General features: G+C 68.1%; 9 protein-coding genes and 1 pseudogene. 5 read left to right on the plus strand and 5 right to left on the minus strand.

The genetic code is table 11. The annotated features are described in order from the left end of the window. Window positions 1–103 precede the first annotated feature (103 nt). Window positions 104–763: a response regulator transcription factor gene (locus E4J89_RS18575; protein WP_136787697.1), complete on the minus strand. Its 660-nt coding sequence runs from the start codon at window positions 761–763 to the stop codon at window positions 104–106. Beyond that, on the minus strand, window positions 760–2,217 hold the full coding sequence (locus E4J89_RS18580) for a sensor histidine kinase (protein ID WP_346763397.1): 1,458 nt from the start codon (window positions 2,215–2,217) through the stop codon (window positions 760–762). The genes E4J89_RS18575 and E4J89_RS18580 overlap by 4 nt, the downstream gene beginning before the upstream one ends. Window positions 2,218–2,374: 157 nt before the next feature. Between E4J89_RS18580 and E4J89_RS18585 the strand changes: the two genes are divergently transcribed. From E4J89_RS18585 to E4J89_RS18595, 3 genes are all read left to right on the plus strand, one after another. Continuing rightward, window positions 2,375–3,496: an ABC transporter permease gene (locus tag E4J89_RS18585; protein ID WP_240691986.1), complete on the plus strand. Its 1,122-nt coding sequence runs from the start codon at window positions 2,375–2,377 to the stop codon at window positions 3,494–3,496. Between the two features lie 86 nt (window positions 3,497–3,582). Next, a complete protein-coding gene (locus E4J89_RS18590; protein WP_136787699.1) occupies window positions 3,583–4,308 on the plus strand; it encodes an ABC transporter ATP-binding protein in 726 nt (241 codons plus the stop codon). 337 nt (window positions 4,309–4,645) lie between these two features. After that, window positions 4,646–6,484: an HNH endonuclease signature motif containing protein gene (locus tag E4J89_RS18595; RefSeq protein ID WP_136787700.1), complete on the plus strand. Its 1,839-nt coding sequence runs from the start codon at window positions 4,646–4,648 to the stop codon at window positions 6,482–6,484. A gap of 237 nt (window positions 6,485–6,721) precedes the next feature. On the opposite strand, the gene E4J89_RS18600 is transcribed toward E4J89_RS18595, so the two are convergent. From E4J89_RS18600 to E4J89_RS18610, 3 genes are all read right to left on the minus strand, one after another. Continuing rightward, on the minus strand, window positions 6,722–7,741 hold the full coding sequence (locus tag E4J89_RS18600; protein WP_136787701.1) for a PHP domain-containing protein: 1,020 nt from the start codon (window positions 7,739–7,741) through the stop codon (window positions 6,722–6,724). A 162-nt stretch (window positions 7,742–7,903) separates the two neighbouring features. After that, window positions 7,904–9,343 carry an NAD(P)/FAD-dependent oxidoreductase gene (locus E4J89_RS18605; RefSeq protein ID WP_136787702.1) on the minus strand — a complete coding sequence of 480 codons (1,440 nt, stop codon included), beginning with the start codon at window positions 9,341–9,343 and terminating at the stop codon, window positions 7,904–7,906. After that, window positions 9,340–11,055 (minus strand): glycosyltransferase 87 family protein, encoded by a 1,716-nt coding sequence (locus E4J89_RS18610; protein ID WP_136787703.1) that lies wholly within the window; start codon window positions 11,053–11,055, stop codon window positions 9,340–9,342. Before E4J89_RS18610 ends, E4J89_RS18605 begins: the two co-directional genes overlap by 4 nt. 140 nt (window positions 11,056–11,195) lie before the next feature. Here E4J89_RS18610 and E4J89_RS18615 point away from each other — a divergent pair. Beyond that, a pseudogene (locus E4J89_RS18615) lies at window positions 11,196–12,290 on the plus strand (acylneuraminate cytidylyltransferase); the annotation flags it as partial. Window positions 12,291–12,422: 132 nt separating this feature from the next. Continuing rightward, window positions 12,423–13,109: N-acetylneuraminate synthase family protein (locus E4J89_RS18620; RefSeq protein WP_136787708.1), on the plus strand; the 687-nt coding region annotated here is incomplete at its 3' end.

Consider the following 13,109-nt stretch of genomic DNA (forward strand, 5'->3'; position numbering starts at 1 on the left):
TGCCGCACCGCTGGGTCAAAGGTTTCGCTCCGACTGGCGCTTCGACGCACCGCCCGCTTTACTTCCTGGCGGCTGCCGTTTCAGTCTCCGGCGGCCGCCGCCCTCACTGGGTTCGGATGATCCGCCGTTTGACCGCCTCCGCAATCGCGGCCGTGCGGTTCTCCACGCCCAGCTTCGCGTAGATGTGCACCAAATGGGTCTTGACCGTGGCCTCGGAGATGTACAGCTGCCGGGCAATGGCACGGTTGCCCATCCCGGTGGCCAGCAGCTCCAGCAGTTCCACCTCGCGCGCACTGAGGGCAGGCTGCGGGCTGCGCATCCGGCCCATCAGCCGGGCGGCGACCTCCGGCGCCAGCGCGGTGCGGCCCGCCGCAGCGGCCAATACTGCCTCGCGGATCTGCTCCGGCGGGGCATCCTTGAGCATGTAGCCGCTGGCGCCGGCCTCCACCGCCGCCAGGATGTCCGCGTCGGTGTCGTAGGTGGTCAGGATCAGCACCGGCGGCGCCGATTTTCCCTCGGCGGCGCGCCCGGCGATCTTGGCCGTGGCGGTCACGCCGTCCATCCCCGTGCCCATCTGCAGATCCATCAGCACCAGATCGACTGGTTCGTCCAGGGCGTCCAGCCGGTCCAGTTCGCGCAGCGCGGCCGCCCCGTCCGACGCCTCGGCGGCCACCTCGATGCCCTCGAAGTCCGCCAGCATGGCGCGCAGCCCGGCGCGGACCACCGGGTGGTCGTCCACCAGCAGGACCCTGATCGCGTTCACGGCCGTTCCTCTCCGGCGGCGGGTAAAGGCAGGCGGACCGCCACCACTGTGCCCTCGCCGGGAGCGGATTCAACCGTCATGGTGCCGCCCAGCGCAGCGGCCCGCTCCGCGAGCGACCGCAGCCCGAACCCCCTGCCGTCCTCCCGGGGACCGGCGGCCGAGGGATCGAAGCCAGCACCGTCGTCGTAAATGTCCACGGTGACCTCGTCCGGCAAAAAACCCAACGTGACGACGGCGGTGCTCGCCTGCGCGTGCTCCAGCACGTTGGCCAGGCTCGCCTGGCTGGCCCGGAGCAGCAGCACCTCCACGGCCGGCGGCAGTTGCACCGGTGGGCCGTCCAGCACGAAGCGGCAGCGCAGCGGGCGGCCGGACCCGGCGGCCTGGCTCTCCGTCGCTGCGCACAGCCGCTGCAGGCTGGGCACAAGGGCAGTAGGCGCGCGGGTGGGCTGGGTGGTGGGCGCGCCGTCGGACTGGGCGTCGTGCTCCGGGAGGTGCGGATCAGGCTGCTGGCCCGGCTGAGGGTCGAGCTGCGGCGAGGACAGGCCGCGGACAAACCGCCGGGCCTCTGCCAGATTGTCCGACGCGGTGGACTCCATCAGCCGGATCCGCTCCGCCGCAGTGTCCGGCTGTCCGGCGTCGAGCGCGGCTGCGGCGCCACGGGACAGCAACACAATGCTGGAGAGTCCCTGGGCCAACGTGTCGTGGATTTCGCTGGCCAGCCGGCCGCGCTCTGCCAGCACACCGGCTTCATGCTGGGAGCTGGCCAGTTCCGCCCGGGTCCGGCGCAGTTCCGCCAAGGCCAAGCGCTGGTTCTGGGCGTCCAGATAAAGCGCCCGGTAGGCCATGCCCATGAACACGGCGAACACCGCCCCGACCATCGGGCCGATCAGCATCGCAGCCTCCAGCTTGCCGGAGTGCCACCACTGGGAGGCGATCACCAGGCCGGTGAGAACCGCGACGGCGATCACCGCATGCCACGTGCGCAGGATGTGCAGATGGAGGAAGAAGAGCGGGAAGGCCAGCCAGACGAAGTTTCCGCTCAACAACACCAGACAGGTCCACAGCAGGGTGACCAGTGCCAGCCACCACGGTGCATAGCGATTGAGGTCCCGGCCGGTTCCTGAAGAATTGAGGTCCCGGTCGGCTCCTGAGGAGCTGCGGCGTTTTTCCCAGACCGTCCCGGCCACGTATGCGGCCGCGAGCAGGACGGCCAGGGCGACGGCGAGGTAAGCGGTTGGACTGGCCGGATCCGCGGCCAACGTCGCCGCGATGGCCAGGGCGAGCAGGCCGGCAAAGCCCACATGCAGGCCCACGCGCAGGATGCGGAGTACCAGTTGGCCGGCCGGTGCCGCTGCCTCGGGACTCTCCGCCGGCTTCGGCGCCATCGATGTGGCCGTGGCGTTCCCGTTCCGCGCTGCTCCGGTTCGGTCGTGCGGACGGGACTGGGCAGGCATGGTCCTCAGCGTACCGAGGTTCAATTGCGCGGGCATCAACCGATCGGTTGACCGGCAGATCAACTGATCGCGGGCCGCGGATCAACCAGCCACCTGATGTGCGCGCATGCCCGCCGCGGGACGCTGGAACCAGCCCGCACATCGGGGCAGCCAAGCAATGAAAGTAGGGTTCATCGTGTTCCTGGCACTTCGGGATATCCGGTTCGCAAAGGGCCGATTCCTCCTTATGGGCACCGTGGTGGCCCTGATTACTTTGCTGCTGGTGATGCTGTCCGGGCTCACCGCCGGGTTGGGAAACCAATCCGTGTCCGCCATCCGGCAGCTCGGCTCCGCCGGCACCAACGCCGTCGTGTTCGGCTCGGCCACCGGCAATAGCCCCACCGCCTCGTTCACCGAGTCGCAGATCAGCCGGGAGCAGGTGCGCATCTGGCAGCGGGCCTCCGGCGTGGAAAGTGCGGAAGCCTTCGGGGTCGGCCAGACCCGGTTGAGTGGGGCCGGCAGCACGAATGTGGCGGTGTTCGGCGTCGAGCCCGGCGGCGCGCTGGCCCCTTCCCCCGTGACCGACACTTCCCTGGTACTAAGCCGGACGGCGGCCGACGATCTGGGCGCTGAAGTGGGCGATACCGTGCAACTGGCCGGTCGGGATCTGGAGGTCTCCGACGTCGTCGACGACCAGTGGTACTCCCACACGCCGGTGGTATGGACGTCGCTGGACAAGTGGCAGCAGGTCAGCCACATTAACGACGGCGGTGCCGCCGATGGTCCGATCGCCACCGCTATTGCCGCTCAACTGTCCGACGGCGATCTGTCCGGACCGGCAGCGGCTGCCGCCAATGAGGCTGCCGGCACCACCGCCACCTCGGTCAGCGGGGCCTTCCAAGCGCTGGGCTCCTACAAGAGCGAGAACGGGTCGCTGATGCTGATGCAGGGCTTCCTGTACGGCATTTCCGCGCTGGTCATCGTGGCCTTCCTGACCGTGTGGACCATCCAGCGCACTCGCGACATCGCCGTGCTCAAAGCCATGGGCAGCTCGGACGCCTACCTGCTCCGCGACGCGTTGACACAGGCCATGGTGGTGTTGGCCTGCGGCGCGGCGGCCGGCGGAGGCATCGGAATCTTGGGCGGCGTCTTCGCTTCCCAGGCCGCACCCTTTCTGCTGACCCCGGCCAGCACCCTGCTGCCCATTGCCGGAATCGTGGTCCTCGGCATGGCCGGTGCCGTGCTCGCGGTTCGACGGGTGACGCGGGTGGACCCGTTGACGGCGCTCGGCGGCAGCTGACGCTTCCGGTCCGGCCCCGATACCCCCGTCTGCTGACCACTTCAGTCTCCTGACCTCCTCGCAACGATTCCCGAAGGAACATTTCCATGGCACACGCACTCAGTCTTCTCAACGTCACCCTTGATTACCCTGACGGCGACGGCACCACCAAGGCACTGGATCAGGTCAACCTGCAGGTTCCGGCCGGCACCCTGACGTCCTTGGCGGGACCGTCCGGTTCCGGCAAGTCGTCCCTCTTGGCGGTCGCCGCCACGCTCATCCGGCCTACGTCCGGCGTCGTACTGGTGGACGGCGTGGATGCCACAGCCCTGAGCCGGAAAGAGTCTGCCGAACTGCGCCGGCAGAAGGTGGGGATTGTCTTCCAGCAGCCCAACCTGCTGGCCTCGCTCACGGCACTGGAACAACTCCAGATCGGCGCGCACCTGCGCGCAGAGAAACCACGGGACTCCCGGTCCCGCGGCTTGGAGCTACTGGACATCGTGGGACTTGCGGACGCCGCCCACCGCCGTCCGCACCAGCTTTCCGGAGGGCAGCGTCAGCGGGTCAACATCGCGCGGGCGCTGATGGGCAATCCACGGGTATTGCTGGTCGATGAGCCGACGGCGGCGCTGGACCATGAGCGCTCCGAGGCGGTTGTGCGGTTGCTCGTTCAGGTGACGCGGGAATTCGACTTCGCGACGGTCATGGTTACCCACGACACCGAATTCATTCCGCTTACCGATGCTGTGGCCACCATGCGCGACGGCCGGCTCTCGGCACCGCGAAGCATCACCGAGGCGGCAGCCGCGCATGTGCCGGGGGTGACCCGGTAAGTCCGTGGGTTCGTTGGTCGGCCTCCATTGTTGTGGCCGGACGGGTTGGTGCTCACGAAGCGACGTCATGCCGGTCGGTGTGTTGCCTGGCTCCCGCAGGCTTCGGAATGGTGGTTCTTCGGCGCTGCGCGCCTGGGCCTAGGCGCAGCGTCCCTGCGTTGGCGTCGCGCCCTGGGCCAACGCTGCGCCCTGGCTGCGGCATCCCCTGAGTCACCGCCGGGCACAGGTTTTTAGGTTCAGCGCGACGTTTCGAGTGACCATGCCCAACCGCCCACTATTCCTACACATTGGGCTGTTTCGATGGCGGGTCGAATGTGTGTACGAATAAAATTGTGGTATGGCGCTCGCACCGTTGGACCGGACCGGGGAGATGGAAGAATCCCTCTCCGAGGTGCGCGTTCAGCTGCAGGATATCGCCGACTGTTTCACCGCCGGGTCCGGGGCGCTGAGCACCCGTGAGTTGGCTAACACGGTAGCAGCGGTCGAGGACGTTGCTAAGGTCGTGGAGTTCCTGCAGGCCGTCGGCGCCTATGCGGTGGAGCGGGCGGACATCGCCGCGAACGGGGAAACCGCAGCCACCACCACCAGCACCCTTGCTGGCACACCTGATGCCGGCGAGGCGGGGTGGACGGACCCGGCCGCGGCGATCAGTGCCGGCTCCGGAAACGACCCCGGCGGTGGTCCCGGTCCCGGTGGCGGGCCGGGTGGTCTTGACCCCGCGGGGCCAGGCATCGCGGGGCCGGGCGGTGCGGGTCGGAAACAGCGGCGGCGGCGGAAGACCGAGTTCCGGAACAACGCCGAGTACCTGCGCTCAAGGCTGGGGATCAGCATCATCGAAGCGCGGCGCAGGCTGCGGGTCGGCAAGGCGGTGACCGCGCCGGTGCGGTTCGACGGCGAACCTGGCACCCCGGCCCTGCCGGTGCTGGCCGAGGCGATGGCCGCCGGGGACATCAGCGGCGGCGTCGCGGCCCTGGTCACCGATTCCATCGGCCGTGCCCGCCACGCCGCGCCCGACGCCGGGACGTTGGAGGCGATGGAAGCGTCACTGGTCCGGCAGGCCGCCGAGACCGACACGGACACGCTGGCGATGGTCGCGAAGACCTGGGAGACAGCGGTCGACCAGGACGGTGGCGAGCCCTCGGAGGAGGAACTGCGGTCCCGGCAGGGCATGTTCTACCGCGGACGCCGGCGCGGACTGCACCAGTTCGTCATCAACACCACCGACGACCAATACGAAGCCCTCGCTACCGTGATGAACAGCGCCGCGAACCCCCGCATCCAATCCGACGCCATCGAAACCGCCGCCACCCCGGCCGGCACCAACCCGCGCGAGAGCGGGGCCACCGACGCAGGCCTGCACGGGGACGGCGCCCCGGCCCCCGGCACTATCGGCAACGCCGGGCACGCTGGACCCACGGAGACCGAGACCGGTATTGCGGTAGCTGGAAGCGAAGACGCCCGCCGCACCGAGAAGGGCTCCGCATCGCCCACACCTCTGCGCGAGGAAGATGGCGATCCTGCGGAGGCAGAGTCAGCTAGCGGCGTGGTGGATCCGGCCGTCTTGGAAGGACTGGACGATTTCACGAGGGCGCAGAAGCTGCTGGCCGGGCTGGTCGGCGCCTGCCGGATCGCGCTGAACACCGGCAGGCTCCCCGACTCCGGCGGGCACCGCACCCAGGTCATGGTCACCGCCGGCTACGAACAACTCGCCGGGTTGCTCACCGGCGGCGGCACCGCGGTATTCAACGGCCCGGTCTCGGCCAAAACGGTGCGCCGGATGGCCTGCGACGCCGAGATCATCCCCGCGATCCTCGGCTCCCAAGGCGAAGTCCTGGACCTGGGCCGGTCGCAACGGTTCTTCAACCGGGCGATCCGCCGGGCACTGCTCATCCGGGACAAAGGCTGCGCGTTCCCGGGCTGCACCATGCCAGTGTTCTGGACCGAAGCGCACCACATCGTGCCCTGGTGGGCCGGCGGCCGCACCGAGGTCAACAACGGCGTCTGCCTCTGCGGACTCCACCACGACCTGATCGAGCAAGGCAACTGGAACATCACCGTCCGCGACGGCATCCCCTGGTTCACCCCGCCCGACTACATCGACCCCGACCGCCACCCCCTGCGCAACACCTACTGGCAAACCCACATCCCACCCCAACCACTCCGCACACCCCAATAGAGCCGGCCTCCGATGGTGCCCCCTGCAATGCCGCAAAACCGCAGTCCGACAATGAGACGTGGATTCGCCTGCGCTCTGGGCAGCGTGACAATTCGCCCCTCTTGCCAACCTCGAACGACACTGCCGAATCGATGCGAATCACCGCAAGAGTCGATGCGTATCACCGCAAGAGGGCAGCGGAACCATGGGCGGAACCTGTCCTACTTGGAACGGCTCCTGGAACCGCGGAGGACGGCTTTACCTCCCTTGGCTGCACCACTCCAGGAGGCGCTCGACCGGCCATGTGGTGATGATCCTTTCGGCGGGGACGCCGTTTTTGGCAGCACGTTCGGCACCGTAATGGAGGAAATCCAGCTGACCGGGCGCGTGGGCGTCGCTGTCGATGCTGAACAGGCAGCCGGCGTCGAGCGCCAGCTGGATCAGTTCATCCGGTGGGTCCTGCCGCTCCGGCCGGGAGTTGATTTCGACGGCGACGGCGTTCTCGGCACAGGCGGCAAACACGCGCTCGGCGTCGAACTCCGATTGCGGTCGGGTTCCCCGTCCCCCGGTGACCAGCCGTCCTGTGCAGTGGCCCAGCACATTGGTGCGCGGGTTGTTGATGGCTCCGAGCATCCTCCGGGTCATAGTTGCACGGTCGGACCTGAGCTTGGAATGCACGCTAGCGACAACCACGTCCAGCTGTTCAAGCATCTCAGGGGTCTGATCCAGCTCGCCGCTCTCCAAGATGTCCGTTTCGATTCCAGTCAACACCCGCAAGCCACCGGACGCGGCATTGGCCTCTGCCACCAGCTCAAGCTGCCGTGCCAGCCTCTCCTCGCTCAGGCCGTTGGCGATCGTGAGGTTGGGGGAATGATCCGTCAGGGCCAGGTAGTCGCGGCCCAGCCAGTGAGCGGCGTCGAACATAGCCTGGGGCGGCGACCCGCCATCGGACCAGTCGCTGTGGCAATGGAGATCGCCGCGAAGCGCCTGATGAAGCTCGTGGCCACCCTCGGCCAGCGGTGCCGCCGAGCGTTCCCGGACCTTCACCAGATAAGCGGGCACTTCACCGTCGACCGCCTGCCGAATAACCTCGAAGGTGCTGGCCCCGATCCCCTTCATATTCTTCAGTCGCCCGCTGCGGGCCCGTTCGGCCAGTTCGTCAGGTTCCAGTTCGGCTGCCACGGCGGCCGCCCTCCGGAACGCCTGCACTTTGAAAGTGGGCGCCAGTTCGCGCTCCAGCCAAAAGGCGATTTCGTTCAGGGCCGCTACTGGATCCATGGGACCCATCTTGCCTTCGATCTGCCCTGCGGGCCACGGCTCACAGGTTCATGGGTTAGCGGACTCTCGGCTCACGGGCTGCTGGGTCCACGGCCTCAGGGCTTGCGGTCCATGGCCAGGGCTTCAAGGCTTCAGCGCTTCGACGCTTTCGGACTTACAGCCTTAAGGACTCAGGGAGGGTACAGCCAATCCGAATTGCTCTTTCAACACCAGTTCTGCGGCCCGGTAGCCGGCCATCCCGTGCACGCCGGGGCCGGGAGGTGTTCCTGCGGAGCAGAGATAGACGCCGTGCAGCGGGGTCTGCCATGGCTTGGGGCTCAGGATCGGGCGCGCGGCGAGTTGCGCCATGGTGACCGCGCCGGTGCCGAAGTCGCCGCCGACGTAGTTGGGGTTGTACACCTCGAAGTCGGCCGCGGACATGCTCCTGGAGTCCACCACCAGGTCGGTGAAGCCCGGGGCGGCCCGTTCCAGTGCTGCGGTGATAACGCGCTCCATGTCGCGCGTGGATCCGCGCGGGACATGACAGTAGGCCCAGAGGATGTGGCCTCCGGCAGGCGCACGCGAGGGATCAAACTCAGCTGGCTGAGCCGCCAAGATCACCGGATCCTCCGAGTGCCGGCCGCGGGCGATGGCCCGTTCGGACGCCGCAATCTGATCGCGTGTGCCGCCCAGGTGCACGGTGCCGGCCCGGCGCAGCTCCGGATGCGCCCATGGCACCGGCCCGGAGAGGATGTAATCGACTTTGGCGGCGCCGGGACCGTAGCGGTACCGCCTCAGAGCGTGCGCATAAGCAGCGGGGAGTCGGCCGCCAGCCAGCCGCAGCAGATCGGTCGGCGCGATATCCAGCATGACCGCTTTGGCATCGGTCAGCTGGGCCAGCGAGGTCACCCGATGATCGGTCTCAAGGCGGCCGCCGTGTGCCCTCAGGTCCTGAACCATGGCGTCGATGATGGCCTGAGACCCTCCGACGGGCAGGGGAAATCCCACGGCATGCGCCAGCGCTCCGAGCATCAGCCCCGCTCCCGCCGCGGAGAGGCGCCGGACCCCGCCGGGCGTGTGCGCGGCAACACCGGTGAGGAGAGCCGGGGCGAACTGTTCCTTGAAGCGCAGGTTCCACGCCGGAGAGCCCTGCTCCAAGTTCCTGATCCCATACCGGAAGGCCGTGACCGGGTTGGCCGGTATCTGCAACAGCTGATCCATCGTGAATTCCAACAGGGCGTCCGCCCGGTGGACCAGCGGCCGCATCAGCTGCCGGTAGGCGGCGCCGTCGGCGCCCAATCCGTCGACGGTCCGGTCCAGGTCGCGGTAGGCGATAGCCGCGGCGGCTCCGTCGATCACCTGACCGTACGAGACCTCGGGCACCAGCAGCTCGAGCCGCTGGTCCAGCCCGAAGTCCCTGAAGAAGGGCGAGGCTGCTGCCATCGGGTGCACTGCCGAGCACACGTCGTGCCAGTACCCGGGCTTGATCAGTTCCAGGGTTCGCGCGCCGCCACCGGGTGTGGCCGCCGCCTCGAAGACCGTGACATCCAAGCCGGCCCGCGCCATGATCACGGCCGCCGCCAAACCATTCGGCCCGGCGCCGACTACCGCTACGTCCGTCACGACTCATCTTCCCCTTCCGGCTGTCCGTTCAACCTTGTGCCCTGCGTGTCCCCGCTGGCAATGCCCGGCCACCGCGATGACGGCCGCGGTGGGTCTATGTCGGTTAGGGAATATTCAGATGCGGTCGCGCCCGTTTCGGTCCCGGATTCCGCCCGATCCGTGGCAAGGTGGCCCGCCGAAGCGGGGAAGCGGCCGTCCCCCGAGGCAAGGTGCCGCCCCGTGGCAAAGTGGCCCGCCGAAGCGGGTAACCGGCCGGACCCCGCGGAGAGGCTCCCGGGCCCCGCAGGGACGCGGCCAGGCACTGGGAGCACGAACCTGTCGGCGGCGCCGTCGAACTCGCCTCCTTGGGGATCATCGGTATCCACGCGCCGGACCGGATCGTGCTCAGGCAGCCAGATCGCCCGGACTACCTTCCACATGATGTATACCGTTGCAGCTATATGCGCCAAGACCGCCAGCACGTAGTACGGGGCGTCCAGGTTGCGCGCCGCCTCGCCGGCGCTGGTGACCTGGCCCAAGTGCATCCAGATTGCCCACCAATGCATGACTTCGAAGAACTGCCAGATCAGGAAGTCGCGCCAGCGTGGATGGGCCAGGGCCACCAGCGGTACCAGCCAGACCACGAACTGCGGTGAGTACACCTTGTTGGTGAGCACAAACGCGGCCACCACCAGGAAAACCAGCGATGCCATCCGCGGACGGCGCGGCGCCGTCAGGGCCAGCACGGCGATCCCGGCGCAGGCTGCCGCGAACAGCAGGAAGGATGCGGTGTTGATGAACTCCGGGCTGAGGACCGGCAACTGCTGCCGCTGCGCGGTCAGGTTGTAGGCGTACCAAATGGACGAGTAGCCAGCCTCGCGCTGACGGCTGTAGTCCAAGAAGTGGAACCAACCGCCGAAGTCGCGCAACATGAACGGCAGGTTGGTGGCCAGCCACACCGCAGCCGCGGCAGCAGCGGACGCGGCCAACGGTCGGTACCGGCCGGTCCGGATTGCCAGCAGCAGGATGGCTCCAAGGATCAGCACGGGGTACAACTTGAGCGCCGCGCCGAGGCCAATGAACACACCGGCCAGGACAGGGCGGCGCCTGGCGAAGGCAAGCATCGCCAGTGCCGCCAGCATCGCAGCCCACAGGTCCCAGTTGATCGTCCCGGCCAGCACGATGGCCGGCGCCAGCGCCACCATGGCTGCATCCCAGGGCCGCCGGTGGCTCATTCGCGCGGTGGCAAGCACCGTGACCAGCCAGGCCACGGCCGCCAGGGTGGCGTTGATGTCGAAATAGGCCAGTGCCCGTTCGGGCGAGACACCTTCGCCCGGAACCAGCCACGCTGTCGCCCCGGCCAGCAGCCCCAGCAGCACCGGGTACTCAAATGAACTGCCCGCGCTGACGAACGGCATGACGCCGTCGGCCAGCCCGCGGGTTTCGAACAACACCGGCCAGTCCGAATAGCAGCCCATGTAGAAGTAGTCCGGCAGCGCCCAACCGTCCAGCCGGCACGGCGTTTTGACCAGGACCGAGAGCAGCGCGGCGAACGTGGTCAAGATGATCAGCACGCGCTCCACGGTGAAGAAACCGGGCGAGACCAGGCCCGGCGCGCTGTGCCGGCCCAGCGGTCCGCCCACCAGCTCAGTGAACTGCTTGAGGAACGGGTCGTTGCGGCTGGGCACCACAATCCGCAGTGGTCTGCGGCGCGAAGAGCGGGGCCCGGGCATGCTCCAAGCGTACTGTCGGCGGCACTATCGGCCACAGATAGGCAACCGTGGGGCGGGTTGGGCTAAACGTCCGCTGCTGCTCGCCTTCCCGTAACCTTGGCCACCCCCGGCCGTTACCGACCCTTCCTACCGTGGCTTCAATGAGTTACACCGACCCGCAGGAAGTCCTGGTCGTCATCCCGGCCCGCGGCGGCTCCAAAGGGATCCCGTTCAAGAACCTGAAGCCCGTGGCGGGGCGCAGCCTGGTAGCCCGCGCCGTCGACAGCGCGCTGGCCGCGCCGGCGGTGACCGACGTCGTCGTCAGCACCGATCATCCGGACATCGCCGCCGAAGCCGAACGCTGCGGCGCCCGCGTGGTGATGCGCCCGTCGGACCTCTCCGGTGACACCGCCAGCAGCGAATCTGCCGTGCTCCACGTCCTCGCGTCGCTGCCCCGGCAGCCCGCGGTCACGGTTCTGCTGCAGTGCACCTCTCCTTTCATCGAACCGGCGCACCTGAACGAAGCCGTGCTGGATGTGCTGGAGGGCCGCGCCGACGTCGCCTTCTCCGTCACCGAGAGCCACGCGTTCCACTGGATGCACGACGACGGCGGTGCCGTCACCGCCGTCGGGCACAGCGCCGAAGTGCGTCCCCGCCGGCAGGACCGCACACCCCAGTACCGCGAAACCGGCGCGTTCTACGCAATGAGCACCGAGGGTTTCCTGGCCCGCAAACACCGCTTCTTCGGCCGGCTGAAGCTGCAGGAAGTGCCCGCCGAGCACGCCGTCGAAATCGACTCGCTGGAGGACCTCGCCGTGGTCCGCGCGCTGGCCGACCAGGCCACCGCGCCCCGGACCGGCAGCCTCGACGTGGATGCCCTGGTGATGGACTTCGACGGCGTCCACACCGACGACCACGCCTTCGTGAATGCCGAGGGCGAGGAATTCGTCCGGGTAAGCCGCGAAGACGGCATGGGAATCTCCCGGCTGCGCCGCACCGGAATTCCCCAACTGATTCTGTCCACCGAACGCAACGCGGTGGTCAGTGCCCGGGCGCGGAAGCTCGGCGTCGACGTCCTCCAGGACGTCGCAGACAAGGCCGGGGCTGTCCAAACCTGGATGGCCGCCCACCGGCTGGATCCCGATCGGGTTGCCTACGTGGGCAACGACGTCAACGACCTGCCCGCCATGGGCGTCGTTGGTTGGCCGGTGGCTGTGGGCGATGCCCGCGCCGAGGTCAAAGCTGCGGCACGGACTGTGCTGCAGCGCCAAGGCGGCGAAGGCGCGGTCCGCGAGGTCTGCGAACTCATCCTCGCCGCACGCAGCGGTGCCGCCGACGAAGGCGGCCGCCCCGAACAAGCCACAGCAACAACAGAAAGAGTGCAGCCCATGACTACCGAAGCTACCGTTTCGAACCCTGTCCCCGCCGGTGCGCCGGCTCCCGTCGCGATCGGTGACGTGCAGGTCGGTGCCGGGCAGCCGGTCTACGTGATCGGCGAGATCGGGATCAACCACAACGGCGACATCGAGATCGCCAAGCAGCTGATCGACGTGGCCGCGGAGGCCGGCGCGAACGCGGTGAAGTTCCAGAAGCGCACCCCGGAGATCTCCACCCCGGCGGACATGCGCGACAAGATGCGTTCCACCCCGTGGGGCGAGATGACCTACCTGGACTACCGGTACCGGGTGGAGTTCGACATGCCGATCTACCAGAAGCTGATCTCGCACGCCGCCGACCGCGGGCTGCACTGCTTCGCTTCGCCGTGGGATGTTCCCTCGGTCGCGTTCATGGAAGAGGCCGGCGCGCTGACCCACAAGGTGGCCTCCGCCTCGGTGACCGACCTGGACCTGCTCACCGCGCTGCGCGAGACCGGCAAGCCGGTCATCCTGTCCACCGGGATGTCCACGATCGAGCAGATCGACAAGGCCGTGGAGACCCTGGGCACGGACAAACTGATCCTGATGCACGCGACCTCGACCTACCCGCTGCCGCCGGAAGAGGCGAACCTGCGGATGATCAGCACGCTGCAGGAGCGCTACCAGGTGCCGGTGGGCTATTCCGGGCACGAGCGCGGG

Origin of the sequence: Arthrobacter sp. CAU 1506, from assembly GCF_005047635.1 — a bacterium.
In the GTDB taxonomy this organism is placed as follows: domain Bacteria; phylum Actinomycetota; class Actinomycetes; order Actinomycetales; family Micrococcaceae; genus Crystallibacter.

Bases quoted from the DNA above. Each gene is read 5' to 3' on its own strand.
- E4J89_RS18580 (WP_346763397.1), bottom strand. From the start codon at position 2,217: ATGCCTGCCCAGTCCCGTCCGCACGACCGAACCGGAGCAGCGCGGAAC.
- E4J89_RS18585 (WP_240691986.1), top strand. From the start codon at position 2,375: ATGAAAGTAGGGTTCATCGTGTTCCTGGCACTTCGGGATATCCGGTTC.
- E4J89_RS18590 (WP_136787699.1), top strand. From the start codon at position 3,583: ATGGCACACGCACTCAGTCTTCTCAACGTCACCCTTGATTACCCTGAC.
- E4J89_RS18595 (WP_136787700.1), top strand. From the start codon at position 4,646: ATGGCGCTCGCACCGTTGGACCGGACCGGGGAGATGGAAGAATCCCTC.
- E4J89_RS18600 (WP_136787701.1), bottom strand. From the start codon at position 7,741: ATGGATCCAGTAGCGGCCCTGAACGAAATCGCCTTTTGGCTGGAGCGC.
- E4J89_RS18610 (WP_136787703.1), bottom strand. From the start codon at position 11,055: ATGCCCGGGCCCCGCTCTTCGCGCCGCAGACCACTGCGGATTGTGGTG.